At 70.7% G+C, this 24,367-nt stretch carries 23 protein-coding genes and 1 tRNA gene; 15 read left to right on the top strand and 9 right to left on the bottom strand.

The window, feature by feature from the left end:
* Positions 1 to 3 precede the first annotated feature (3 nt).
* Entirely contained in the window at positions 4 to 591 is a 588-nt protein-coding gene (locus tag MMF94_RS32280) for a helix-turn-helix domain-containing protein (protein WP_241041212.1), read from the bottom strand.
* A gap of 116 nt (positions 592 to 707) precedes the next feature.
* Here MMF94_RS32280 and MMF94_RS32285 point away from each other — a divergent pair, with 116 nt between their 5' ends.
* The 5 genes from MMF94_RS32285 (at position 708) to MMF94_RS32305 (ending at position 4,077) form a co-directional block, all read left to right on the top strand.
* Positions 708 to 2,057: an FAD-dependent oxidoreductase gene (locus MMF94_RS32285; RefSeq protein ID WP_241041213.1), complete on the top strand. Its 1,350-nt coding sequence runs from the start codon at positions 708 to 710 to the stop codon at positions 2,055 to 2,057.
* A 6-nt stretch (positions 2,058 to 2,063) separates the two neighbouring features.
* On the top strand, positions 2,064 to 2,324 hold the full coding sequence (locus MMF94_RS32290; RefSeq protein WP_241041214.1) for a hypothetical protein: 261 nt from the start codon (positions 2,064 to 2,066) through the stop codon (positions 2,322 to 2,324).
* Between the two features lie 36 nt (positions 2,325 to 2,360).
* Entirely contained in the window at positions 2,361 to 2,846 is a 486-nt protein-coding gene (locus MMF94_RS32295; RefSeq protein WP_241041215.1) for an MSMEG_0572/Sll0783 family nitrogen starvation response protein, read from the top strand.
* 110 nt (positions 2,847 to 2,956) lie between these two features.
* Positions 2,957 to 3,598, top strand: a complete 642-nt coding sequence (locus tag MMF94_RS32300; RefSeq protein WP_241041216.1) for a hypothetical protein — start codon at positions 2,957 to 2,959, stop codon at positions 3,596 to 3,598.
* Positions 3,595 to 4,077: an MSMEG_0567/Sll0786 family nitrogen starvation N-acetyltransferase gene (locus MMF94_RS32305; RefSeq protein ID WP_241041217.1), complete on the top strand. Its 483-nt coding sequence runs from the start codon at positions 3,595 to 3,597 to the stop codon at positions 4,075 to 4,077. The genes MMF94_RS32300 and MMF94_RS32305 overlap by 4 nt, the downstream gene beginning before the upstream one ends.
* Positions 4,078 to 4,131: 54 nt before the next feature.
* On the opposite strand, the gene MMF94_RS32310 is transcribed toward MMF94_RS32305, so the two are convergent.
* Positions 4,132 to 5,313 carry a nitroreductase family protein gene (locus MMF94_RS32310; protein WP_241041218.1) on the bottom strand — a complete coding sequence of 394 codons (1,182 nt, stop codon included), beginning with the start codon at positions 5,311 to 5,313 and terminating at the stop codon, positions 4,132 to 4,134.
* 151 nt (positions 5,314 to 5,464) lie between these two features.
* Positions 5,465 to 8,641: an ATP-binding protein gene (locus MMF94_RS32315; RefSeq protein ID WP_241041219.1), complete on the bottom strand. Its 3,177-nt coding sequence runs from the start codon at positions 8,639 to 8,641 to the stop codon at positions 5,465 to 5,467.
* A gap of 120 nt (positions 8,642 to 8,761) precedes the next feature.
* Between MMF94_RS32315 and MMF94_RS32320 the strand changes: the two genes are divergently transcribed.
* From MMF94_RS32320 to MMF94_RS32330, 3 genes are read left to right on the top strand one after another with little or no spacing between them, the layout of a single operon-like run.
* Complete coding sequence (locus tag MMF94_RS32320; RefSeq protein ID WP_241041220.1) at positions 8,762 to 9,736, top strand: carbamate kinase; 975 nt, start codon at positions 8,762 to 8,764, stop codon at positions 9,734 to 9,736.
* Positions 9,733 to 11,343 carry a protein FdrA gene (locus MMF94_RS32325; RefSeq protein ID WP_241041221.1) on the top strand — a complete coding sequence of 537 codons (1,611 nt, stop codon included), beginning with the start codon at positions 9,733 to 9,735 and terminating at the stop codon, positions 11,341 to 11,343. Before MMF94_RS32320 ends, MMF94_RS32325 begins: the two co-directional genes overlap by 4 nt.
* A complete protein-coding gene (locus MMF94_RS32330; protein ID WP_241041222.1) occupies positions 11,340 to 12,500 on the top strand; it encodes an MSMEG_0565 family glycosyltransferase in 1,161 nt (386 codons plus the stop codon). The genes MMF94_RS32325 and MMF94_RS32330 overlap by 4 nt, the downstream gene beginning before the upstream one ends.
* 51 nt (positions 12,501 to 12,551) lie before the next feature.
* Here the strand turns inward: MMF94_RS32330 and MMF94_RS32335 are convergent, their stop codons facing one another.
* The 4 genes from MMF94_RS32335 to MMF94_RS32350 are packed head-to-tail and all read right to left on the bottom strand — an operon-like array spanning position 12,552 to position 15,668.
* Positions 12,552 to 12,950, bottom strand: a complete 399-nt coding sequence (locus MMF94_RS32335; protein ID WP_241041223.1) for a nitrile hydratase accessory protein — start codon at positions 12,948 to 12,950, stop codon at positions 12,552 to 12,554.
* Complete coding sequence (gene nthA / locus MMF94_RS32340) at positions 12,947 to 13,537, bottom strand: nitrile hydratase subunit alpha (RefSeq protein WP_241041224.1); 591 nt, start codon at positions 13,535 to 13,537, stop codon at positions 12,947 to 12,949. Before nthA ends, MMF94_RS32335 begins: the two co-directional genes overlap by 4 nt.
* Entirely contained in the window at positions 13,534 to 14,202 is a 669-nt protein-coding gene (gene nthB / locus MMF94_RS32345) for a nitrile hydratase subunit beta (protein WP_241041225.1), read from the bottom strand. The genes nthA and nthB overlap by 4 nt, the downstream gene beginning before the upstream one ends.
* A 59-nt stretch (positions 14,203 to 14,261) precedes the next feature.
* A complete protein-coding gene (locus MMF94_RS32350; RefSeq protein ID WP_241041226.1) occupies positions 14,262 to 15,668 on the bottom strand; it encodes a YlbE family protein in 1,407 nt (468 codons plus the stop codon).
* 58 nt (positions 15,669 to 15,726) lie between these two features.
* On the opposite strand from MMF94_RS32350, the gene MMF94_RS32355 reads away from it, so the two are divergent.
* A complete protein-coding gene (locus MMF94_RS32355) occupies positions 15,727 to 16,920 on the top strand; it encodes an MSMEG_0568 family radical SAM protein (RefSeq protein ID WP_241041227.1) in 1,194 nt (397 codons plus the stop codon).
* Between the two features lie 29 nt (positions 16,921 to 16,949).
* Here the strand turns inward: MMF94_RS32355 and MMF94_RS32360 are convergent.
* Positions 16,950 to 17,023 (bottom strand) — tRNA-Leu (locus tag MMF94_RS32360).
* Positions 17,024 to 17,406: 383 nt separating this feature from the next.
* Between MMF94_RS32360 and MMF94_RS32365 the strand changes: the two genes are divergently transcribed.
* From MMF94_RS32365 to MMF94_RS32390, 6 genes are all read left to right on the top strand, one after another.
* Positions 17,407 to 18,042, top strand: coding sequence for an ANTAR domain-containing response regulator (locus tag MMF94_RS32365; protein ID WP_379660311.1), 636 nt, complete (start codon positions 17,407 to 17,409; stop codon positions 18,040 to 18,042).
* A gap of 183 nt (positions 18,043 to 18,225) precedes the next feature.
* Positions 18,226 to 19,461, top strand: coding sequence for a branched-chain amino acid ABC transporter substrate-binding protein (locus tag MMF94_RS32370; RefSeq protein ID WP_241041228.1), 1,236 nt, complete (start codon positions 18,226 to 18,228; stop codon positions 19,459 to 19,461).
* Positions 19,462 to 19,537: 76 nt separating this feature from the next.
* Positions 19,538 to 20,467, top strand: coding sequence for a branched-chain amino acid ABC transporter permease (locus MMF94_RS32375; RefSeq protein WP_241041229.1), 930 nt, complete (start codon positions 19,538 to 19,540; stop codon positions 20,465 to 20,467).
* A complete protein-coding gene (locus tag MMF94_RS32380; protein WP_241041230.1) occupies positions 20,464 to 22,230 on the top strand; it encodes a branched-chain amino acid ABC transporter permease in 1,767 nt (588 codons plus the stop codon). The genes MMF94_RS32375 and MMF94_RS32380 overlap by 4 nt, the downstream gene beginning before the upstream one ends.
* Positions 22,227 to 23,072, top strand: coding sequence for an ABC transporter ATP-binding protein (locus tag MMF94_RS32385; protein ID WP_241041231.1), 846 nt, complete (start codon positions 22,227 to 22,229; stop codon positions 23,070 to 23,072). The genes MMF94_RS32380 and MMF94_RS32385 overlap by 4 nt, the downstream gene beginning before the upstream one ends.
* Positions 23,069 to 23,791 carry an ABC transporter ATP-binding protein gene (locus MMF94_RS32390; RefSeq protein WP_241041232.1) on the top strand — a complete coding sequence of 241 codons (723 nt, stop codon included), beginning with the start codon at positions 23,069 to 23,071 and terminating at the stop codon, positions 23,789 to 23,791. Before MMF94_RS32385 ends, MMF94_RS32390 begins: the two co-directional genes overlap by 4 nt.
* A gap of 24 nt (positions 23,792 to 23,815) precedes the next feature.
* Here MMF94_RS32390 and MMF94_RS32395 read toward each other — a convergent pair whose 3' ends face one another.
* A complete protein-coding gene (locus MMF94_RS32395; protein WP_241041292.1) occupies positions 23,816 to 24,166 on the bottom strand; it encodes a PaaI family thioesterase in 351 nt (116 codons plus the stop codon).
* Positions 24,167 to 24,367: the final 201 nt, after the last annotated feature.

Consider the following 24,367-nt stretch of genomic DNA (forward strand, 5'->3'; position numbering starts at 1 on the left):
CGCTCAGACGTCCGGCACGTCGACGGCGACGATCTCGGCCGTCGTCTCGCCGGAGTTGCGGCACCGATGTTCGAGCCACGAGGGGAAGTGCAGCGCCTCGCCCGCCGAAACGGTGTAGCGGGCCTCGGCGACCTCCACGTCGAGGCGACCCTCGAGGACCACGAGCAGGGTCTCGCCTGCCCGGCGCAGGCCGGGGCGCTCCTCGCCCGGTTCCAGCCGGGCGACGGTGCCGCTCGACCGGAAACGGTCGGGCGGGCCGGTGATGACGACGGGCCCCGTCCGGACGGCATCGCCGAACCGGGTGAGCACGGCGGCGTGCGTCGGCTCGCTGTCCTCGACGAAGAACCGCACCGGTACCGCGAGGGCTCCGGCGATCTTGAGCAGCGTGGTGACGGTGGGCACCATGTCGCCGCGTTCGACCTTGTGCACCGAGGCCGTGGACACGTCCGCCGCGTGCGCGAGCTGCTGGAGCGTCAGGCCGCGCTCCCGGCGCAGCGCGCGGACCTTCGGGCCGATGGAGCCCACCACGGCCTCCCACCCGGCTGACGCGTCCCGCGCGGTGTCGGGAGCGGCGAGCGGGTCGGTGGACATGGGTCCTCCAAGGTTTGACACGGCATTCCGTTTGAGTATCGTAGAATTTTGTTTCCCATAGTGCGTGCCGGTAGTGAAGCCTGTCCAGCAGGCGACCATGGTGAAAGGTTGCCACGTTGTCCCCAGCGCCGCGTAAGACGGTGATCATCGGTGGAGGAGCGGCCGGTCTCGGTGCTGCGGGTGGCGTGAAGGCCGCCGACCCGAGCGCCGACGTCGTGGTCTACACGGAGTACGAGGACGTCGCCTACAGCCCCTGCGGAATCCCCTACGTCCACGGTGGAGAGATCCCCGACTTCGAGCGGCTCTTCCTCGCGGGCAAGCAGGCCTACGTGGACGCCGGGATCGACGTGCACTACGAGACCGCGGTGACCGCCGTCGACACCGCCGCCCACACGGTCACCGTGGAGGGGGAGGGCACGGTCCCCTACGACACCCTGATCATCGCCACGGGCTGGAACTACGCCGACCCCGGCGTGCCCGGTGGTGACCTCGAAGGCCTGTACTACGTCAAGAACATCCGCAAGGCGATGGAGTGGGACAAGGTCATCTCCGAGACGAAGTCCGCCGTGGTCGTCGAGGCCGGGCCGCTCGGGCTGGAGATGGTGACGGCACTGGCGCACCGGGGAGTCGAGACCCACCTCATCGACCCGAACCCGTACGCGCTGGCCATGATGGCCGACCCGGACATCATGGCGCCGGTCGAGGACTCCTGGCGGGAGCTGGGCGCGCACCTGCACTTCAACACCACGCTGGAGGGCTTCGTCGGGAACGGGTCGGGCAAGGTGGCGGCCGTCGCCACCTCGGGCGGGGAGATCCCGGCCGACCTGGTCGTCATCGCGACCCACAAGGTGCCCAACAACGCCCTCGCCCACGCCGCCGGGCTCAAGATCGGCTCGACCGGCGGGATCATCGTCGACGAGCGCATGAAGACCTCCGCGCCGGACGTGTGGGCCGCGGGTGACGCCGTCGAGATCCCGCACGGACTCACCCGGACCCCGCTCCAGGGGCTCACCGGATCGCACGCCTACGCGCAGGGGAAGACGGCGGGAACGAACGCCGGTGGTGGCGACCGTGCCTACCGGGCGGTGTACGTGCCCTGGGCGACCCCGGCCGGGAAGTGGGTGATCGGTGGGGCCTCGTTCGGGGAGACGACCGCGACAGCGCTCGGGATCCCTTACGTCCTCGCGGTCGCCGAGGGGATCTCGCGGGCCCGCTACTACCCGGGCGTGCAGAAGGTGAAGATCAAGCTGCTGGCCGAGCCGGGCACGCTGCGCCTCATCGGCGCCCAGATGATCGGCGGCGGCGAGGGGATCAAGGAGCGAGCGGACTTCCTCGCCCAGGCCATCCGGTTCGGGATGACGCTGCACGACCTCGCCACGATGGAGAACGTCTACTCGCCCGCCATCGGTGCGCTGAACGAGCCCATCGTGCTCGCGGCCACCAACGGCCTCACCGCGGGGAGGTAGGCCTCGATGGCGTCCTTCTTCGGCTGGCTCCGTGAGAACTCCGAGCACTACCTGCTCGTGGCAGCACACCACAAGCTCGCCCGGACGCAGGGAGCACCGGCACCGCGGCCCCCTCAGGGGGCGAAGGAGTTCTTCTGGCTCCGGGTGTTCGCGCCGACGTACGCCGCCCTGCCCTGGCCGCTGCGCAACCGCATCATGCGCGCCATGCCGGGCAGCCACCGCCGGACGTGGGCGCCGCCGCCCCGTCCCCCAGGACCCGCGGTCTGACCGCGGAAGATCCACCGAGATTCAAAGGAGAACATCGTGGCCCAGATCGTCGGACAGCGTGCCCACCAGGGCGACGCCATCGTCGACTACGACGAAAAGCTCTTCGAGGACATCCAGGCCAACGAGGGCGAGAAGGCCTACGTCTTCATGCACACCGTTCCCTACGAGGGCTCGGTGGGCCTGGTCAACATGCTGACCACTACCCGTATCAACCGGAAGGGCTTCGACACCACGCTCGTGCTGTACGGGCCCGGCGTGCTGATGGCCTCGGCCACGCGCGGTTTCCCGACCGTCGGCGCGGAGGCCTTCCCTGGACACATGGCCTACAACAACCAGCTGCAGACCTTCCTGAAGGAGGGCGGCAAGGTCCTGGCCTGCCGGTTCGCGATGGCGGCTCTGTACGGCATGCGCGAGACCGACGTGATCGAGGGCGTCCAGCCGATCCACCCGCTCGACGTACTGGACTGCCAGCTCACGGCTCGCCGGGAAGGCGCGCTGGTCCTGCAGACCTGGACGCTGTAGCCCGGTCCCGCGCGCTCCGCGTACGGGCCGCGGCTCCGCGGCAGCCAGTTCGGACCGGGACCCGCCGCAGCCTGTGGCTGGTCCCGGTCGGCGAGGCAGAGGAGCAGGAGATGAACCCGTTCACGGTGACGCCGCCGCCCGACGGGGAACAACCGACCGTCGAAGTGGCGCGCCGCCGCGAACAGTGGCGGGCCGCCGGACAGTCGTTGTTCCCGACGCTCGTCGCCGACCCCGTCTCCTACGCGCGCGCCGTCGAGACGATCGGGGTGCTCGCCGCCGAGCTGGGGCGCCGCCGCGCCGGGCTGGAGGATCTCGCTCAGGTGATGGCCGACCCCGAGGGCTTCGTCGCCCAGGCCGGCCAGACGCCGCCGGGCCCCGTCCCGCTCTCGCTGCTCGTCGGGGTCGCGTGCGGGATGCGCGAGCGGGAGCTCATCGCGGAGCAGGTCCGTTGCGGCCATCGAGCCGCGATCGAGCGGGCCCGGGCGATCGGCAGCGAGTGGGCCGTGCTCAACGGACCGGAGTGCATCGAGGATCTGACGGGCGGGACGACCGGCGTCGGCAGCTGCACGCATCTGCACATCCCGTCGGGCACCGAGCTGCGGGCGACTCTCGACGCGTGGTCGCCCGAGCCGTACCGGGTGGATGTCATCGGACCGGCGGGCGTCTCGCCGGACGGCGGCTCGTTCACCCGCCGTGAGCCGTGGATCGAGCGGTTCCGGCGCTGCCGGGCCGAGATCGGCGGCGGGTCGTGACGGTCCGCGAAGACACGCGGCGGACCGGGCCGGTCCGCGGCCGGGAGACCTGCCGCATCGCGGTCGAGCCCGCTGAGCTGACGGCACACCACCTCGTCCGGGAAGCGGTGTTCGTGCACGAGCAGCGCCTCTTCCCCGGCTCGGACCGGGATGCCGTCGACGACGACCCCGCGACGCTGCACGTCCTCGGGTTCGTCGACGACCATGCTGCGGGCAGCGTGCGTCTCTACGAGCGCGGCCCGGGCGAGTGGAAGGGTGACCGCCTCGCGGTGCTCCCCGGCCGCAGGGCCGGCCACCTCGGCGCGACGCTCGTGCGGTTCGCGGTCGCGACGGCCCGTGAGCGCGGGGGCCACGTCATGATCGCCTACGTGCAGCAGCCCAACGAGCCCTTCTTCCGGCACCTGGGGTGGACGCGGGTCGGCGATCCGTTCGACTACGTCGGGCAGCCGCACGTCCGGATGGACATCGCCCTGCGCTGACGAGCTGCGGGACCCATCGGATCGGTGGGCACGTTCCTACGGTGCCGAGGTGCCTCAGCTCTCGGCGAGTGCCTTGATGCCGGCGAGGGTGGCGGCGATGTTCGTCCGGATGCAGCGCAGCCGCCCCTCATAGATCGACTCGATCTGCTCGGGATTCTGCCGGGCGACGATCGACGTGCCGGATTTCCCGGGCCCGACCAGCATCGAGTGGGTGATTCGGGTACCGCCACCGAGCATCGGTTGCAGGCGGAACGCCCAGCGGGCCGACGGGCTCTCGGGGTCTCCGACGCAGTAGCTGAACTCGTGCGGGGGCTCCCACCGCTCGACCTGGCAGGACGTGGTCCAGGACAGCCTGCCTTCCATCAGATGGTTGAGCGCCGGGTGCCCGGCGTCATCGCACGCGTTCGAGCCGTGAAAGCGCGCGCCCGGACCGGGTTGCTGATTCTCGTCCCAGATGGCGCCCGCGGCCTCGGAGCTGAACCGTGACGGCATCGAGATATCGCTGACCAGCGGCCACAGTCGTTCGGGCGGAGCGTGCACGTCGATATCGAGGCTCACCCCGCGTCCCTCACCGGGATGGGTTCGCTGCGGCTCAGGCACCGTGCTCGTGGTGAATCCCCATTGGTCGAAGAATGTGATCTCACCGGCCGGACGCCGGGGGGCGGGCCGGAAATCGCCGCCGGTCGTATAGGCCACCGGGAGCAACACGATCTGCGTGACGCCGTCCGGAATTCCCAACAGTTCGGCCACCTCCTGCGCGCGCTGCAGGTGCAGCGTCGTCCACGAGGTCCCGATACCGCGGGCCCGGGCGGCGAGGCAGAAGCTCCACGCCGCCTGGATCACCGAATCGAAGAGGCCGGGCCTACCGCTGCCGTCGTGCGTGCCGTAGATCGTGGCGATGACCAGTGCGGGCACCCGCTCGAGGTTCTCGGCGAGGTGGATCGCCGACTCGAACACCCGCCGGCGGCGCTCGTCCTCCTCTCCGGCCACCAACCCGGTGAGCAGGCCGGATCCGGCCTCTCGGTACAGCTGTGCGATGCGCTCCTTGGTGGCCAGGTCGCGCACGACGACCCACCGCCTGCTGGCCTGGTTGGAGCCGGACGGCGTCTGTTCGGCGAGGTCGATCAGTCGCAGCACCACGTCGTCGGGCAGCGGCCGGTCGAAGTCGAGGCGTTTTCGCACCGCCCGCGTGGTGCTGAGGAGGTGGTCGATCTGGTCGAGGTCGAAGGACGTCATCCGATCCACTCCCGAGGGGTGCTCAACTGGATGACCGCGACTCTGGCACTCCTGATCCGCCTCCTCAATGTGATCCGACCGCCTGCTCGATGATTGATCACGCATTTATTGCGTATAACGCGTGAAAAGGCGTTTTCTGGCGCCGGACGCGTCAGCGAAGGGGTCGCGGTGGTGTGACGAGCCGGCCCGAGGTGACGAAGGAGTGCCGCAGCGCTGTCGGTAGTGACCCGGCGATCCGGTCCCTGGCCCTCGTGCGGTCCTCGGGATGCCCGAGCTGCGCGATCAGAAGATCAGAACGCGTACCGGCCGCCAGCGCGGCCGCTTCGTGGGGTCTGTCCAGGTGGCTCAGGGCGAGCGCCTCGTACTTCGGCGATGAGCTGCTGCGGGCCAGCACCAGCAGCCGCTCCGCCTCCGTGCGGTCCCAGCGGGCCCGCATCTCCACCAGTCGCATGGCGGCCCGCGGCCGGAACGGCAGCGACCGCTCCAGCATCGGGGTGGCCGTCTCCACCGCCGCGGCGGCGTCGTCGGGGCGGCCGAGGAGCAGATCGCAGTCGGCCACCGCGAGCAGGGCGTGCAGTTCCTGCTCCAGCTCCAGCGCGCCCCCGCCCCGGTGCGCGAGCTCGACGCCCAGTGTCGCGTGCTCGCGGGCCCGGTCGACCTCGCCGAGCTCCTGCCAGATCCACGACGACGTCGTCTCGATCCCGGCCCGGTAGAAGCTGAGGTTCTCCGCGTCGATGAGCCGCCGGGCGCTGTCGAGCGCGCGCAGCGCCCCGGCGAACTCGCCGGAGTCGCCGCGCGCGAGCGCGGTGAAGAACAACGTCTGCAGCAGCGGCCGGAACTCCCCGTTGCGCCTGCAGAGGACCGCTGCCCTGGCCAGCACCTTCTTGGCCTCGTCGAACCGGTCCTGGTGCTGGAGCAGGGCACCCCGGTAGGCGAGCGCGACCGCCGTGATGGCGTTCTCGGGAGAGGCGCTGAGGACGTCGTCGTACGCCGCCGCTGCCGCGGCGTAGTCGCCGTCCCAGTGCCGGACCCGCCCGAGCAGCAACGTGGCGCTCGGCGCGGCCCCCGGTGCGGCCGCAGCGGACTCGGCGAGATGCGTGGCCTGCTCGGCGAAGTCGACGGCGACGGGCGCGTCGCGGGCGTAGAACGCCGTCCAGCCCAGCTGTTCCAGCGCTCGTGCTTCGAGTTCGAGGTCGCCGAGCTCGCGGGCCAGTTCGAGCGCCGTCTGGTGGTCGTCGTGGGCGTCGGCGTGCCGGCCGAGGTCGCGGCGCACCTGACCGCGCCGCAGGTGGGTGGTGATCTGCTGGGCGACATCGCTGCCGCGCCGGGCAGCTTCGACGGCCCGGTCGAGCAGGCGTTCGGCGTCGATGTGGGCGAAGGACATGTGGGCGGCACGGGCCGCCTCCAGCCAGGCGTCCGCCGCGCCGCGCGCGTCCCCCGCAGCCGTGAGCTGCTGGGCCGCGGCCTCGGGGCGGCCGGCGAGCAGGCGCGCCGCACGGCGGTGGCGGCTGACCCGGATCGGCTCGGGAACCGACTCGTAGGCGACGAGTCGCACGATGTCGTTGGCGAAGCGGAAGTTCTCGCCCTGCGTCGTGAGCAGCCCCGCCCGTATCGCCCGGGCGGCCCGGGCGGCGCACTCCTCCACGTCGAGCCCACCGAGGGCGGCCACGTCGTCGAGGGAGAAGCTGGTGCCGAGCAGCGCGCCGTGGGACAGCAGGTAGGCCACGGCGTCCCCGACGTGGTCGATGCGGGCGGCGACGGCGTCCTGCAGCGTCGGCGGCACGGTGGGCGGGTCGCCGGGTGCCCGCGATCCCGCTGGTAGGCGCAGCACCTCGGTGAGGAACAGCGGCGAGCCCCCGGTCCACGACCAGATGACATCCGGGTCGTTGCCGGGCGCGGAGCGTTCCACCAGCTCCGCGACGTCCGAGCGGGACAGCGGGCCGAGCCGCAGACACGTGGCGACATCGCGCAGCTGCGCGGTGACCACCGGGGTCTCCGTGGTGCGTTCGGTCAGCACGACCATCGTCCGGCTGCCCTGCCAGTGTCCGGCCAGGACGTGCAACGCCTCCATGGTCGACTGCCCGGCGTGCTGCATGTCCTCGACGATCAGCAGCACGGGCCGGCGCGCTCCCAGGCGGGCGACGAACTCGGCGAAGGCGTCGAGGCTGCGGCGGTGCTCGACCTCCGGCCCCGCGCGCTCGTACGGGACCGGGGTGACGAGATCGGCCAGCTCCGGCACGAGCTCGGTGAGCGTCCCCATCCTGCTGCCGGCGAGCTCCCGGATCTCCGCGGGCGGGATCCGGTGGATCACCGAGCGGACGAGGTCGACCAGCGGCTGCAGGTACAGCGACCGTTCCGCCTCGAAGCAGGCAGCTTCGAGGACGAGGGCTCCGGTGCGTCTGATGTCCGCGACGAGCGCCGCTACCAGCGCGCTCTTTCCGATGCCCGCCTCGCCCGTCACCACGGCCAGCGCGGGGCTGCCCGCCGCGGCCGCGGACCAGAGCCTGCGCAGGTGGGCCAGCTCCCCGGACCGGCCGGTGATGGTGGTGGCCGCGGCCTCTGCCTCCGCGGACGGCGTGAGCGGGCTGTCGTCGGCGCGCAGCACGGCGAGGTGCAGTGCCTGGGTGGCGGGGGAGGGGTCGATGCCCAGGTGCTCGGCGAGGGACTCACGCAGCGACCGGTAGGCCTGCAGTGCGCTGCCCGGACGGCCGGCGCGCTGGTGGGCCAGCATGACCGTGCGGCAGGCGTCCTCGTCGAACGGATCGACATGGAGTGCTGCACCGGCGACCTGAACCGCGGTGTTGAACGTCTCCAGCTCCAGCGCTGCCGCACTCCACACCGTGCGCGCGCGGCGCAACAATGTGCCGGCCGACATCCGCAGTTCCCGCACCCAGCGGTCCTCGCGTTCCCCGGCCATCGCCACGTCGGCGTCGAGGAGCTTGGCCGCCATCTCGGCGCTGGTGGAGCTGAGCGCGAAGCGGCCGTGGCCGAACTCGAACTCGGCCGTGGCGACGAGGTCCGCGGCCTCGTGCAGGTCGACGGACGCGGCGTCGGAGGGCATTCGATACCCGGCGGTCGAGCCCTCGATGAGCTCGCGTCCCAGCGCTGCACGCAGGCGGCTGATCAGCGCAGCGATGTTGCGCTCCGCCCGGGGCGGCGGACGGTCCTCCCAGAGGACGTCGATCAGCGCGTCGATGGTGACGAACTCGCCACGGCGCTGGGCGAGCACCGCCAGCACGCGCCGTGCCTTACCGGTGGGCGTGGTGACGGCCACCTCTCCCACGACGGTGAAGGAGCCGAGCAGGCAGAGCCGCAGGGGCGGACTCACCTCTGTGATTCTACTCGCACCCTTCCCTCGGGCCAGGTGAACTACCAGGCATATCTATTATGAGAGAAATCTGTCTCCTATTATAGAGAGCGTCGTCAACTTCCGGGAGGCTTCGGGCACATGCGGAAGACCGTCGTCGTCGCCCTCGGAGGCAACGCCATAACACGCAGCGGTGAGGCAGGAACCCATGCCGAGCAGGCTGCGAACGCCAGGCGCATGGCCGACTCGGTCTGCCGTGCACGGGACGCGGGCTGGAGCGTTGTCATCGTCCACGGCAACGGACCGCAGATCGGCAACCTCTCCATCCAGCAGGACGCGGGTGCGAGCCAGGTTCCCGGGCTGCCGCTGTTCTGTCTCGGCGCGATGACCGAGGGACAGCTCGGCAGCCTGCTGAGCCTCGCCCTGCGCGAGGCCGGCGGAGAACGGCTCCCCGGGATCGTCTCGGTCGTCACCCACACCGTCGTCGACGCCGGCGATCCGGCGTTCGCCCGGCCCACGAAGCCCATCGGCCCGTTCCTCGACGAGGACACCGCGCGCCGTCGGGCGCAGGAGATGGGCTGGACCGTCGGCGAGGACGCGGGCCGCGGCTACCGGCGGCTGGTCGCGTCGCCCGAGCCCCGCCGGATCGTCGAGCTCGACGACATCCGCTGCCTGGTCGACCACGGATCCGTCGTCGTCGCCGCCGGTGGCGGTGGGGTGCCGGTCGTCGAGGACGGGCACCTCCTGCGGGGGATCGACGCCGTGATCGACAAGGATCTCGCTGCCGAGCGGCTCGCCAGCGCGCTCAACGCGAATGCGTTGGTGCTGGTCACCGGAGTGCCGCGGGTGGTTCTCGACTTCGGCACGCCGGACGCGCGTGACGTGGCGGAGATGACGGTCGACGAAGCCGATGCCCACGCATCCGAAGGCCAGTTCCCGGAGGGGAGCATGGGCCCGAAGGTGCGGGCCGCGATCCGCTTCGTCACCAGCACGGGGGGCACCGCGATCATCACCGATCCCGAGCGGGTCTGCGCCTCGCTCGATCCCGGCGGCGGCCACGGGGCCACCGGCACCCGCATCGTCCCCAGCCTGTCCCGGCTCGGAGCCGCATCATGATCCACGCTCTGAAGCTCTACCCGGAGACCTACGTCGACTCGATCGTCCAGCTCTCGGGCACGCGCGCGCTGTTCGCGGTGGACGGCGTCGACTGGGCCAGCGCGGCGATGGCGACACCCGCGAACGTCGAGACGCTGCGCGGCGAGGGCTTCGACGACCCGGCGCTCGCCACCGGTGGCGCCAACGACCTCGTCATCGCGGTCCGGGCTGTCTCGCACGAGGTGGCGGACGCCGCCAGGGAGGCCGGGGAGAAGGCGATCTTCGCCGCGCCCGACGCGTCCGGCGCCGTCGGACAGCGACCTGCTCGCACGCTCGACGAGGCGTTGCGGTGCCAGCCCGCCAGCAGCGTCGCGATCGTGTCCGTGCCCGGCGACTATGCGGCCCTGGAGGCCCACAAGGCGCTGTCGGCCGGGCTGCACGTCCTCCTGTTCAGCGACAACGTCTCCGTCGAGGACGAGATCGTCCTCAAGGACCGCGCGCGGGATCTGGGCCTGCTCGTGATGGGCCCCGGCGCCGGCACGGCGATGCTCGGGCAGACCTGCCTCGGCTTCGCCAACGTCGTTCGCCAGGGACGCGTGGCTGTCGTCGCGGCCGCGGGCACCGGCGCTCAGGAGGCCGCGGCGTTGCTCGATCGCTGGGGCGTCGGGGTCGCCCATGTGATCGGCCTCGGCGGGCGTGATCTGAGCGCGCGGGTCCGCGGCCGCATGGCGATAGCGGCTGTGCGCGCCCTCGTCGCCGACGAGGCCACCGACGCCATCCTGCTCGTGTCGAAGCCGCCGGATGCCGAGGTGGCTCGCGAGGTCGTGGCGGCAGCCGCCGGGAAGCCGCTCGTCGCGGCACTGATCGGCGTCCACGACGACGTGAAGGTGCCGCCGGACGTGACGGTCACGCGGACGCTCGAGGCGGGCGCCGTGGCGGCGGTGCGGCTGATGGGCGGGCGGGAGCCCGACGTCTCGGCCGGGCTGGCGGAGCGGGTTCGCGTGGCGGCCGCCGATCTGCCCGGCCGGAGAACCCTCGTCCGCGGGCTCTTCTCCGGCGGAACGCTCTGCTACGAGTCGCTCGTCGTGCTGGCCGACGTCCTCGGCGATGTGTACTCCAACACCCCGCTGCGTCCGGAGCTCGGCCTGCCTGCGCCCGCGCAGGCGCACACCTGCCTCGACCTCGGCGAGGAGGAGTACACGAAGGGGCGGCCGCACCCCATGATCGATCCGCAGGCGCGGATCGAGCTGCTCCGTGAGCAGGGGGCGGATCCCACGGTGGCCGCGATCGTGCTCGACGTCGTGCTCGGGCACGGCGCCCATCCGGACCCGGCCGCCGAGCTGGCGCCGGTCTGCGCCGAGATCACCGCCGCCCGCGGCCCCTGCATCGTGGTGTACGTGCTGGGCACCGACCAGGACCCGCAGGGACTCGACCGCCAGCGGGACGCCTTCCGGCGGGCCGGATGCCTCGTGACCGAGACGGCCGCGCGCGCGTCACTCGCGGCCGCCGCGCTCGCCCGCCGCGAACCCGCGCTCGCCGAGAAGGCCCCCATGAGCGAGCTTGTGAGCGAATCGTTGTTGCAGCGCTTTCGCGAAGCGTCGGCCGAGCGTGGCGAGGGAGTGCGGTGAGCGCGCGGGTCGCCCTGGTCACGCACTCGGTGAAGCCTCGCGGGGGGTTCATCCACACGGTCGGTCTCGCCGAGGCACTGCACCGCGACGGGGTCGAGGTCCATCTCGTGGCGCTGGGCGACCCGGCGGCCGGCCTGCCCCTCGACGCCGCGGTGCCGCACACGGTCCTGCCGGGCCCGTCCCATGCGGGGACATCGCTGGAGGACCGGGTGTTCGTCGCCATCGACACCTTGGAGAAGGGGCTACAGGAACTGGCCGGCCGGTTCGACATCCTGCACACGCAGGACTGCATCGCCGCGCGTGCCGCCGCCCGGGTGCGGGACGCCGGTGCACCGGTGACCGTGGTGCGGACCGTCCACCACGTCGACGACTTCACCACCCGGGCCCTCATCGACTGCCAGCGTGCCGCGATCGCCGAACCCGACCGGGTGCTCGTCGTGAGCGAGCAGTGGCGCCGGATCCTGCTGGACGACCACGGGCGCTGCGCCACCGTGGTGCCGAACGGCGTGGACGTCGGCCGATTCCCGGCTCCCGCACCGCAGCGCCGGGCCGAGCTGCGGGGCCGGATCCCCGGCGGTCGTTTCCTGTTCCTCGGCGTCGGCGGGATCGAGCCCCGCAAGGGCACCCGGCACGCGTTCGAGGCCCTGGCGATGCTCAAGCGGCAGCGCGGCCCGGTCGCCTCGCTCGCCATCGTCGGCGGCCACTCGTTCCAGGACTACACGGCCTATCGGGACGCCGCGTTGGCGTCGCTGCCCGCACTGGGGCTCACCCTCGGCGAGGACGTCGTTCTGCTGGGCACGGTCTCCGACGCCGACCTCGCAGGCTGGTACCACACCGCCGACGCTCTCTGCTTCCCGTCGGTCAAGGAGGGCTGGGGCCTCGTCGTGCTGGAGGCCATGTCCGCCGGGATCCCCGTGATCGCCTCCGACCTACCGGTCTTCCAGGAGTACCTGGTCGACGGGGTCAGCGCGCTCCTGCCACGGGCCGGGGACCCTGCCGCGATCGCGACGGCGATGGAACGCCTGGTCGTCGACGACGCACTGCGGCGACGGCTGGTCGACGGCGGCAGGGTGGTGCTGCCGCGCTACACCTGGGCGGCCAGCGCGGCGCGCCACCGGGCCGTCTACGAGGAGCTGTGCTCCCCGGTCGCGGGCTGAGTCAGGCCACGGCGCACGAACGGGCCCGGGCCGCGGACGGTTGCGGTGTCGTCAGTGGCCGTGGCCGTGGCCGTGGCCGTGGCCGTGGCCGTGGCCGTGGCCCGCGGACGACGGCGCGTGGTCGTGACCGGCAGGCCGCGCGCCGAGCTCCTCGGCTCGGGTGTCGACCTCCTCCGCGGTGACGGTGCCGTCGGCGCCGAGGACGTCCTCCAGGGCTCCGAGCCAGTGCTCGTAGTAGCTCCACCCCACGCCGTCCGGATGCGCGGCTTCCCACGCGGCGATCCGCCGGATGAGCGCCGACTGGAACACCGGCCACGCGAAGGCACCGGTGTCGTGCAGGGTGACCACCATGCCGAACGCGCGTGACTCCCACGGCTGGGAGAAGACGAGCTCGCCGTTGGACCGGGGCGGCGCGGCCGGGCCGTCGTAGGGCAGCGGCGCGGTGGTCACGGAGCCATCACCGTGGCCACGCCGACCATGGCGTCGCGGGTGATGAGCGGCACCAACTCCTCCTCGGAGAGCTGCTCGGTGCCCGCCGGGCGCTCCGGCAGGACGAGCCAGCGCACCTCGGAACTCGAGTCGCGCACGGTGATCTCGACGTCGTCGGCGAGGTCGAGGCCCATCTCCGAGAGCACCACGCGCGGCTCGCGCACCATCCGCGCTCGATAGGCGGGGTCCTTGTACCAGGACGGTGGCAGCCCCAGCACCGGCCAGGGATAGCACGAGCAGAGCGTGCAGACCGTCACGTTGTGGCGGGTCGGCGTGTTCTCCACGACGACGATGTGCTCACCCTGCGGCCCGCCGAATCCCAGTTCCTTGATCGCGGCGGTGCCGTCGGCGAGCAGGCGTTCCTTGTACTCCGGGTCGGTCCAGGCCTTCGCGACGACCTTGGCGCCGTTGAGCGGGCCGACGTTCTTCTCGTAGTTGGCGATGAAGCCGTCCATCACGTCCGCGGTGACGAGACCTCGCTCGGTGAGCAGTTGCTCGAGGGCCTCGGTGCGCAGGGACGGGGGAAGGCGGTCGGCGGATGTGGTCATGAGGCGGGCTCCAGGTAGCTGTCGAAGAGCTCGATCGTGACGCCGAAGGGCTCGGCCTGCGCGCCCCACAGCTCGCGTGAGTCGAAGCGGACGGTGAAGACGTGCTGAGGGTTCTCCCCCTGGAAGTGGGCGTTGGTGTCGGGGAGCACGTGGCCGGGCTGCACGGCCTCGACGGTGCCGACGTGCCCGCGCACGTACCCCGCCAGCCTCGTGTGGCCGGCGGGGGAGATGTTGCGGGCCCGCACCCGGTCTCCCGGGACGAAGCGCGGTGGCTCGGGCACCTCGCGCAGAGAGCCGGGGCCGGTGGGGGAGTAGTCGGGCTTGGCGGGCTCGGGCACCGCGGGTTCCTCGACCTGCTCCCCGCGGATCTCGCGGGCGCGGGCGTCGACGGCGCCCGGGGCGAGGATCGCGCTGTCGACGAGCATGAGTTCGGCGGCGTTGAGCCAGCGCCCGTAGTAGCCGTCGTCCAGGTATGCGTGGCGGTCGAGGCGTTCCAGCGCGTGCCGGAAGGCGTCGATGTTGCGGCCCGAGACCCGGCCGATCGTCAGGAGCGTCAGTGCGAAGGCGCGTCCCTCCCACGGCTCGCCGAAGACCGGCTCGTCGCGCGCCGGCACCATGGCGGCTCCCCAGCCGTCGGTTCCACCCATGTCGGCGAGGCCGTCCATGAGGGCTCCTCTCGTCACGATGCAGGAAGGATTTTTACCATAGTGTATGGGGGCTCTCCTCAGTCGGCGAGCCGCTCCGCGAGGTCGAACAGCGCGTCGGTGAAGCAGTCCAGAGGTGCGGTGGCGACACCCGCTCCGACCTGACCGGTTCCCGCGCTCGCGTGCAGGATGCCGGTCGTGATCTTCGGGGTCACCCCGGTCTCCACGACCCGACGCACGTCGACCCCCAGCGGGGTGCCGGCGAACTCCATGGGGGGCAGGGTGAACCGGCTGCTCGTGCCCGCGCAGATCATCCGGAACCCCTCGGTCGCGGCGGCCGCGTCGGCCATGCTCCCGCCGAGGAACGCTGCGGCGGCCGCCGAACCGCCTGCCGCCGGTCCGCCCATCCCGGTCAGCTCCAGCACCGCGCTGTCGCCGATGTCGCGCGCGCTCGTCTGGGGGCCGAACCCGGAGTAGTACAGCGCCTCTCCCACCGGCGGCGCCTCGCAGATGTGCCACTGAGCCGACCCCGCGAGCTTGATCCCGAACGTGGTGCCGTTGCGCGACATCGTGGTGACGATGCTCGAGCCCTGCACCTGCTCCGCGTGCAGTTGCAGCGACTTGGCCGCGGCCATCGCGAGGTTGAGGAAGAACAGGTGGTTCCCCGACAGGAAGCCGGCGAAGGGCTCGCGCAGCCCCTCGGGGAGCGCGGCGATGTGCGGCAGCCAGGTGCGGGTGAGCAGGTTGGTGGCGGCCTGCGTGCGCATGTGGAGGTCGTCCCCCATCGTGATGCCCTGGCTCGCCATCGCGAGGACGTCGAGGGGGCCGGCGGCCGACAGGATCGTGGCGAGTGCCGGCCCGGCGACGTCGGCGAGGAAACGGAGCCGGGCGATCGCCGTGTCCGTGTCGCGGCCGAACCAGGGGACCTCTCCCGGTCCCTGGTTGACGGGGGAGAAGGCCTGCGTGCCGCCTTCGGCGTTCGTCACGACGAACACCGGCTGGGACGGGCCGACCGCGCTCGCCATCGGGACGACGGTGTCGTGATGGTTGGCGGCATCGAGGGCGATCTCCCCGCGCTCGAGCAGGGCGTGGGCCGCGGCGACGTCGGTGGCCCAGCCTTCCGCCACGGTGGCCGCGCGCATGGACCGTTGCATCGGGTCGCAGGCCTGGGCGTAGGCGATCGGTGGTCCGCAGTGCAGCAGGGTGCGGCCGCTGTAGCCCGGGACGTCCCCGATCGTCGCCATCCGGACCAGCTGGGGAGAACCCTCGTCCAGCCGGCGCACGACCTCGCGGTTGGCGGCGTCGATCGTGCCGGCATGCGTGCCGTCCAGCAGCGTCAGGGCGCGGACCGCTGCGGGGTCGCCACCGGCGGGGATCCGCCAGTCGACCTGCTGGACCGGTCGATCCTGGTCGCGGATCGCATCGCCGAACATCGGCAGCCCGATGTTCACCACCGCGATCGTGTCGGGAAGGGTCAGCTCCGTCATCGCAGCTCTCCCGTTGTCCACGGTGTGTGACCGGGCATGTTTCTACTATAGTAGAAAGATGGTCGAAGCTCCGAACGACGCGGCATCGGGCCGGACCGAGCCGACCGGCATCGCGGGTGTGGCCCAGCTGATCATGGATCTCCAGGCGGTCGGCCTGCGGATCGACACGGAGCTCGAGACGACCCGCCGGGGTGGAGCGGGACCCTCGGACTCCGGAATGTTGTGGATCGAGGGCGTGCCCGTGACGGTGCCCCCGAGCTCGACCTCGCCCTACCGGCTCCGCGCCGACGACGACGGGCAGAGCATCTACCGCGACGGCGTCAAGCTCGCGTCCGTGTCCGGAACCAGCCGCCCGCGGTTCTACGACCTGACCACCGCCGACGGGATCCCGTACCACCAGATCGCGCTCCTGCACCTGGACTCGCTGGCCTCCACCGTCGTGCAGGTCTGCAACTACTGGGGCAACAGCGACCAGTGCGGCTTCTGCGGCATCGAGCTCTCCCTCGACGCCGGTCGCACGATCGCGAAGAAGACACCGGAGATGCTCGCCGAGGTCGCCGTCGCGGCGAAGGAACTCGACGGCGCGGTCGACGCGACCCTCACCACCGGCTCGTCCGCAGCACCCGACCGGGGTGCGCTCTACGTCTCCCGGTGCGGGCAGGCGGTGAAGGAGGCGACCGGACTGCCGGTCGAGGTGCAGTTCGAGCCGCCCCGGCGCCTGGAGATCCTGGAGCAGGTCCATGACACCGGGGTCGACTCGGTGGGCATCCACGTCGAGACGTTCGACCCGGCGGTGCTGCAGCGCGTCGCCCCGGGCAAGTTCCGCACCGGTATCGAGACGTACTTCCGCACCTGGGAACGCGCCGTGCAGCTCTTCGGCGAGGGACGGGTCTCCACCTACGTCATCCTCGGCATGGGAGAGGACCCGGAGCTCACCGTCGAGATGTGCAAGCGTGCGGTGGACATCGGGGTGTACCCCTTCGTCGTGCCGTTCCGGCCGGTCGCAGGCTCGCTCATGGCGGACCTGCCTGCGCCGTCGCGTGAGTACACGGAGCCGATCTACCGCAAGGTCGCCGCGTTCCTCAGCGAACGGGGGCTCGGGGCGGACACCGCCGTGGCGGGTTGCGCCCGCTGTCAGGCATGTTCGGCGCTGAATCTCGTGCAGCAGGCCGGTGCGGCCTCGCCCTGCGGATCGGCAGGACACAGCGCGGCCGCGCCGCCGCTGCTGCAGATCGGGCGCCGCCCGGCCTGAGCACCACGACCGGTGGTGCCGACGCTCTGTGCCCCCGGTGCGACTCGAACGCACACTGAACGGGACTTGAATCCGTCGCCTCTGCCAATTGGGCTACGGGGGCATGTTGGTGGGCTGATCGTAGCTGGCACCTCTTGGACGGGGCTCAAATCCCTCGCCTCGGCCAATTGGGCTACGGGGGCATGTTGGTGGGCTGATCGTAGCTGGCGCCTCTTGGACGGGGCTCAAATCCCTCGCCTCGGCCAATTGGGCTACGGGGGCATGTTGGTGGGCTGATCGTAGCTGGCGCCTCCTGGACGGGACTCAAATCCCTCGCCGCTGCCAATTGGGCTACGGGGGCAGGTTCGTGAGGAGATCGTAGCCGGAGCCGTCGGACGCCCCCGGTCCGCCCCTGTCCAGTGTCCGCCGAGATCACAGCCTTGTTCCGCGGCCGGCCGGTACCCTGAAGGCTTCTGGTCAGACCCTCCGGCAAAGGAGACAAGCCTCGTGGCGCAGCAGGTTTCAGAGCAGGACACGTCCGCGGGCGAGGCCGCCCCGGGCGTCGGCCTGCGGGTGCTCGTGGTGGAGGACGAGGCGTTGATCCGCCTCGACCTCGCCGAGATGCTCACCGAGGAGGGCTACGTCATCGCGGGCGAGGCGGGCGACGGCGAGCAGGCCGTCACCCTGGCGCGCGAGCTGCACCCGGATCTCGTGATCATGGACGTCAAGATGCCGAAGGTCGACGGCATCACGGCCGCGGCGTCCATCGTCGAGGAGCGGATCGCCCCTGTGGTCATGCTCACAGCGTTCAGCCAGCGCGACCTCATCGAGCAGGCGCGCGACGCCGGCGCCATGGCCTACCTCGTCAAGCCGTTCGCGCGCCACGAGCTCGTGCCGGCCATCGAGCTGGCCGTCTCCCGGTTCGCCGAGAAGCGTGCGCTGGAGGACGAGGTCGCCACGCTCACCGAGCGGCTCGAGACCCGCAAGGTCGTCGACCGGGCGAAGGGGCTGCTGATGACCCGTCAGGGCATGTCGGAGCCCGAAGCGTTCCGCTGGATCCAGCGCACCGCGATGGATCGCCGCACCACGATGAAGGCCGTCGCCGAGGCCGTCGTGGAAGGACTTGCTGCCCCGAAGTCCTGATACACCCTCCGCTGCACGATCGTCACGATCCGCGTTATCACATTGCGGTCCGGTAAAGGACATGGCGCGGATGGTGACGTCGTCTCGGGCTGTCCTTTACCGTCCGCGACGTCTCCCGGCAACTGGGAGTCACGGGCGTGGGCTCGCCTGGGGCACATCGCGCAGTACGGAAGGACAAAAAGCATGACTCGGAGGCGGACAATCGTCACCGCCGCGATCCTCGCCGGGGCTCTCGGGCTCACGGCTTGTGGAACGAACCGCGAGGAAGCGACGGGTACCGGCGGCGGGGCGGCCTGCGACACGAGCAAGGGCACGCTGATCATCGGAATGATCGCGCCCCTCTCGGGTGGCTTGTCCGCTCTCGGTCTCGGTATGAAGAACTCGGCCGACCTCGCCGTGGACCAGGCCAACCAGAAATGCACCGTGCCGGGCTACCAGCTGGCGTTCCAGCCGGAGGATGACCAGGCCACCCCGCAGATCGCAGGTCAGGCCGCCACGAAGCTGGCCTCGGACCCCAGCGTCGTCGGTGTGGTCGGCACGCTGAACTCCTCCACCGCGCAGGTGGTTCAGCCGATCCTCAGCGAGCGCGACATCCCGATGATCTCGCCTGCCAACACCGGGCCGGCGCTGACCATGGGTGAGAACGCCGCCACTGCGCCGAGCCGGCAGTTCGACAACTACTTCCGGGTCGCCACCACCGACCTGATCCAGGGCCCGTTCGCGGCGAACTACCTGGTGCAGACCGCGGGCAAGAAGAACATCGCCGTGATCGACGACGGCAAGACCTACGGCGCCGGGCTCGCGGAGCAGTTCTCGCAGCAGGCCACCAAGCTGGGGGCCACGGTCGTCGCCCGCGAGAAGGTCGGTGAGCGCGACACCGACTTCTCCGGTGTGATCACCCGGATCCGCGCGCTCAACCCGGACGCCGTCTACTACGGCGGTGAGTACCCGGTGGCCGGACCGCTGTCGGCGCAGCTAGCGGCCGCCGGTCTCAACGTCCCGCTGATGGGCGGCGACGGCATCGTGGACGCTCAGTTCGTCGCGCTCGGTGGGCGTGCGGGTGACCTCGCCACCAACGTCGGCGCGCCGGCCGCTTCTCTGCCCAGCGCGCAGCAGTTCATCAAGGACTACGACGCCGCGAACTACCCGGAGGAGTTCAGCGCCTACGGCGCCTTCACCTACGACTCCACCAACGTGATCATCGCCGCGCTCGCCAAGGCGCTCGCCAACGGTGACTACAGCGAGGCCAAGCGGGCCGACATCGTGAAGGCCGTGCAGGACACCCAGATCGACGGTGCCGGCGGGCCGATCTCCTTCGACCAGTACGGCGACACCACCAACAAGGTGCTGACGGTGTACACGGTCGAGGGCGACAACTTCGCACCGGTCGAGGGGTCCACCGGCAGCTTCACGGGCTGACCGACATTCATATCGGCACGACAAGCCGGGGGCGGGGCGACACTCCGCCCCCGGCTCACGTGGAGGGACCACCCGTTTGCTGTCCACGCTGTTGTCCCAGATCGTCAACGGCCTGGTGCTCGGCTCCCTGATCGGGCTGATCGCACTGGGTTACACGATGGTCTACGGGATCATTCAGTTGATCAATTTTGCGCACGGTGAGATCTTCATGGTCGGCGCCTATGGTGGCCTGGCCATGTTCACCTATCTGCTCCCCACGTTCGTACAGCAGCAGTGGTACCTGGCGTTGCCGCTGTTGTTGATCGCAGGTGCCGCTGTCGCGGTCTGCGTGGCGATTGCGATGGAACGGTTCGCCTACCGGCCGCTGCGCAACGCGCCCCGGTTGGCTCCGCTGATCACCGCACTCGGTGTCTCGGTGGCGTTGCAGGAGGCGGTTCGCGTCTTCTACCCGGGCGCCACGGCGGCGATCCCGTTCCCCAACATCTTCGTTCCGGGTACATGGATGATCCCGATCGGTGACGGCGTCCCGATCAAGTACTCGGGACTCCTGCTGATCGTGGTGTCGCTGACACTGGCGATCGGGCTCCAGCTGTTCATCGACCGGTCACGGATGGGGCGCGCGATGCGTGCCACCTCCCAGGACCGTGACATCGCCCGGCTCATGGGCATCGACCCCGACCGCGTCATCGTTCTGACGTTCGTCCTCGGCGCTGCGCTGGCCGGTATCGGCGGCGTGCTCTACGGCGGTTACCTCAACAACATCAACATCGACATGGGCTTCCAGAACGGCATCTTCGCGTTCACCGCGGCGGTGCTGGGCGGGATCGGCAGCGTCCGCGGCGCGGTCGTCGGCGGTCTGGCGATCGGGCTGATCAAGTCGCTCGGTGGCCAGTACCTGCCCGGCGGATCCGCGTACGACTACGTGTGGATCTTCGTGGTGCTGATCGCGGTGTTGGTGTTCCGGCCGCAGGGCTTCTTCGGGGAGACGGAACGGGTGCGGGCATGACCACTCTCGAGAAGCCTCCGCCTGCCCCCGCCATGCCTCCACCTTCACCGAACTCCCGGCTCGCCCCGCTCGCGCGCTACACCACCGCGCTGCGGATCGCCGGTGGGCTGCTCACCCTTGTCGGCGCGCTGCTGCCGTGGGCCACGTTCGTACTGAACGAGGGTCCGTATCCGGAGAAGTCGACCCTGGAGTTCTTCTCCGCCCCGTTCGCCGTCACCGGCTTCCGGCTGCACCTGGTCCTGTTCGGGATCGCCGCGATCGTGATCGCACTGGTCGCGGTGCCCGGGCGGGAGCGCATCCTGCGCGCCGTCGGCTGGGGTGTGGTCGCGGTCGCCGTGGTCAACGGCCTCTACATCGCGGTGGAGGGCGGCGGCCTCGGCGCGATCACCGCCGCCGACGGGGTGGCGTTCGGCGCGGTCGTGGCGCTGATCGGCGGTGTGCTGCTCGTCCTCGGCGCCACTGCGGGCGGGCTGACGCCCGTACCGGTGTGGAAGTGGCGGTTCAACCGCTATCTCGAGTGGCTGATCCTCCTGGTCACCTACGCGCTGCTGCTCCTGCTCGTGTCGGCGGTGCTCACCAGTGGTGGCCAGGGCAGCGCCGCCAACGTCTACGCCGGGGCGGTGTTCCTGTCGTTCCTCGGTGCAGTGGGCGGGCTGCTCGGGGCGCTGCACGCCTCCGGGCTGCTCACCTGGATCGGGGCGGTGTCCGAGCGGCACCGCGTGTTCAGCGTGATCGTGCTGCTCGCCGCCGCACTGCTGCTTCCCCTGACCGGGGCCGGCAGCGAGTACTGGATGACCGTGGCGGCGAACATCGGCGTCTACGCGGCCACCGCCATCGGGCTCAACATCGTGGTCGGCCTCGCCGGCCTGCTGGACCTGGGGTACGTGGCGTTCCTGGGTATCGGGGCGTTCGTCGCCGCGAACTTCTCGGGCGCTGCTGCGTCGCAGATCGGGATCGAGCTGCCGTTCCCGCTGGTGATGGTGATCTCGGCGGTGGTCGCAGGGATCTTCGGCGCGATCGTCGGCTCGCCGACGCTGCGGGTGCGCGGGGACTACCTGGCGATCGTGACGCTGGCGTTCGGCGAGATCTTCGTACGCAGCGCGCAGAACAACATCGGTGGCTTGACCGGTGGGTCGAACGCGATCCCGGGGATCCCGCCGGTGTCGTTGTTCGGCACCGACTTCAACGACGCAGTGCAGATCGGCGGGTTGCAGTTGGCACCCGGCGTCTTGTACTACGTGCTGATCGTGTTGATCGTGGCCGCGGTCATGCTGGTGTTCGCGAACCTGAAGAACTCACGGTTGGGCCGCGCCTGGATCGCGATCCGGGAGGACGAGGACGCTGCCCGGGCGATGGGCATCCGCACCGGGCCGATCAAGATCCTCGCGTTCCTCATCGGCGCGACGCTCGCCGGGTTCGCGGGTGCGTTCTTCGCGCACAAGACCGCCACGGTGTCCTACGAGAGCTTCCGGTTCCTGGAGTCGGTCACGCTGCTGGCCGCTGTCATCCTCGGTGGCATGGGCACGATCCCCGGCGCGGTGCTCGGCGCGTCGATTCTGTTCGTCCTGCCGGAGAAGCTGCGCGAGTTCTCCGACTACCGGCTGCTGCTGTTCGGCATCGCCCTGATTCTCATCATGCGTTTCCGGCCTCAGGGGCTGGTGCCCGACCGGCACCGCCGGGCCGAGTTGGCGCCGGAGAGCGAACCTGTGACGGCGCCGATATCCACCGCGGACGGCGGGAACACGAAGGCGGGTTCGTCATGACCGAGTCGATGACGAGGTCCACACCGCGGCATGCCAAGTCGGAGCCGGTCATCCTGCAGGCCGACGGGGTGACGATGCAGTTCGGCGGCCTCCGGGCGCTGAACGACGTGTCGTTCGGTCTCGCCGAGGGCGAGATCATCGGGCTGATCGGCCCGAACGGCGCAGGCAAGACCACCCTGTTCAACTGCCTCACCGGCCTCTACGCGCCCACGTCGGGCTCGGTGTCGATGCGGGGCAGGACGCTCCCGCAGGATCCTGCCAAGGTCACCGAGCAGGGCGTCGCCCGCACGTTCCAGAACATCCGGCTGTTCCCGAGCATGACCGCGCAGGAGAACGTGCTGGTCGGGCGGCACGTGCGGATGCGGCAGAACCCGTTGTCGTCGCTGCTGCACGGCCCGGGGTTCCGCCGCAGCGAGGCCGAGGCGGCGGCGCGCACGGAGAAGCTGCTGGAGTTCGTCGGGCTCACGCGGTTCTCCGACGAGCTGGCCCGCAACCTTCCCTACGGCGACCAGCGCCGCCTGGAGATCGCCCGTGCGCTGGCCACGGACCCGTCGGTGCTGCTGCTCGACGAGCCGACCGCCGGAATGAACGCGCAGGAGACAGAGGCCACCCGGCAGTTGATCTTCGCGATCCGGGATCTGGGTGTATCAGTGGTGGTGATCGAACACGACACCAAGTTCATCTTCACCCTGTGCGACCGGGTGCTGGTGCTCGTTCAGGGCGAGCTGCTGGTCGAGGGCTCCCCGGACGAGGTCCGCGGCGACCCGCGGGTGGTGGAGGCGTACCTAGGGGCGCCGCCGGACGAGGTCGAGGCCCAACTCCACCGTGGGGAGCAGCAGTGAGTTTTCTCGAGGTTCGTGATCTCACCGTGGCCTACGGGGCGATCCAGGCGGTGCGGGGGGTGTCCTTCTCCCTGGAGCGCGGCCAGATCGTCTCGCTGATCGGCAGCAACGGAGCAGGCAAGACCACCACCCTGCGGACGATCTCCGGATTGTTGCGCCCTGAGTCGGGGGAGATCCTGCTCGACGGCGAGCCGATCCATCGGTTGCCTGCGCACGAGATCCTGGCCCGGGGTGTGGCCCACAGCCCGGAGGGGCGGCGGTTGTTCGCGCGGATGACGGTGGAGGAGAACCTGCTCCTCGGCGCCTACACCCGCCGCGACGAGGCCGGCATCGCGGAGGACCTGGACCGCATCTACACGCTGTTCCCGGTTCTCGGGGAGCGACGGGCGAACAAGGCGGGGCTGTTCTCGGGTGGAGAGCAGCAGATGCTGGCGATCGGACGGGCACTGATGTCGCGGCCGAAGCTCTTGATGTTGGACGAGCCCTCGATGGGGCTCTCGCCGATCATGACGCAGAAGATCTTCGCGACGGTGCGGGACCTGCAGGCCGAGGGCACCACGGTGCTGCTGGTCGAGCAGAACGCCCTCGCCGCGCTGGCGTTGTCCGACCAGGCGTACGTGATCGACCTGGGCCGCACCACACTGTCGGGCACCGGCGCCGAACTCCTCGCCGACTCCCGGGTGCAGGAGGCCTACCTCGGCGAAGGCGTCGCCAGCTGACCCATTGCGACAGCAGGCCCTCGCTCAGGGCCTGCTGTCGCGGTGCAGGCAGGTGAGCTTCGCGGTGCAGATGCGCCTGCCGCTCTCGTCCGTGATGACGATCTCGCTGGTCGAGGTGCTGCGACCGACGTGAATCGGGCGCGCGACACCGGTGACGAGGCCGTCCTTGGCTGCGGCGTGATGGGTGCAGGCCAGCTCGAGCCCGACGGGAAACCGGTCGGGCAGCACGTGCAGCGCCGAGAGTGTGGAGCCGAGCGACTCCGCGAGCACCGCGCTCGCGCCGCCGTGCAGCAGGCCGAACGGCTGGCGGTTGCCTGCGACCGGGAGGGTGCCGACGACCTCGTCGAGGCCCACCTTCACCAGCTCGATCCCCATGCGCTCGGCGAGCTGCTCGACGGTGGAGAGCGGCGGGAGTTCCTCGGGAGCTATCGGCACGATCGGCACCTTAGGACAGGTCGCCGACGAGCCGGGGAGGCCTGGCTCACGCCCGGTCGACCCACACGGCGCCGGCGTCGAGCAGCTCCCCGTGACACTCGTCCGACAGGTCCGAACGAGGGGGCGTTCTCGTCCGTGCGG

Origin of the sequence: Pseudonocardia alaniniphila, from assembly GCF_022524485.1 — a bacterium.
In the GTDB taxonomy this organism is placed as follows: Bacteria; Actinomycetota; Actinomycetes; order Mycobacteriales; family Pseudonocardiaceae; genus Pseudonocardia; species Pseudonocardia alaniniphila.

Coding starts and splice junctions, on each gene's coding strand:
- MMF94_RS32325 (WP_241041221.1), top strand. CDS start 9,733: ATGATCCACGCTCTGAAGCTCTACCCGGAGACCTACGTCGACTCGATC.
- MMF94_RS32355 (WP_241041227.1), top strand. CDS start 15,727: ATGGTCGAAGCTCCGAACGACGCGGCATCGGGCCGGACCGAGCCGACC.
- nthA (WP_241041224.1), bottom strand. CDS start 13,537: ATGACCACATCCGCCGACCGCCTTCCCCCGTCCCTGCGCACCGAGGCC.
- MMF94_RS32280 (WP_241041212.1), bottom strand. CDS start 591: ATGTCCACCGACCCGCTCGCCGCTCCCGACACCGCGCGGGACGCGTCA.
- MMF94_RS32395 (WP_241041292.1), bottom strand. CDS start 24,166: ATGGGGATCGAGCTGGTGAAGGTGGGCCTCGACGAGGTCGTCGGCACC.
- MMF94_RS32380 (WP_241041230.1), top strand. CDS start 20,464: ATGACCACTCTCGAGAAGCCTCCGCCTGCCCCCGCCATGCCTCCACCT.
- nthB (WP_241041225.1), bottom strand. CDS start 14,202: ATGGACGGCCTCGCCGACATGGGTGGAACCGACGGCTGGGGAGCCGCC.
- MMF94_RS32350 (WP_241041226.1), bottom strand. CDS start 15,668: ATGACGGAGCTGACCCTTCCCGACACGATCGCGGTGGTGAACATCGGG.
- MMF94_RS32320 (WP_241041220.1), top strand. CDS start 8,762: ATGCGGAAGACCGTCGTCGTCGCCCTCGGAGGCAACGCCATAACACGC.
- MMF94_RS32300 (WP_241041216.1), top strand. CDS start 2,957: ATGAACCCGTTCACGGTGACGCCGCCGCCCGACGGGGAACAACCGACC.
- MMF94_RS32370 (WP_241041228.1), top strand. CDS start 18,226: ATGACTCGGAGGCGGACAATCGTCACCGCCGCGATCCTCGCCGGGGCT.
- MMF94_RS32310 (WP_241041218.1), bottom strand. CDS start 5,313: ATGACGTCCTTCGACCTCGACCAGATCGACCACCTCCTCAGCACCACG.
- MMF94_RS32290 (WP_241041214.1), top strand. CDS start 2,064: ATGGCGTCCTTCTTCGGCTGGCTCCGTGAGAACTCCGAGCACTACCTG.
- MMF94_RS32385 (WP_241041231.1), top strand. CDS start 22,227: ATGACCGAGTCGATGACGAGGTCCACACCGCGGCATGCCAAGTCGGAG.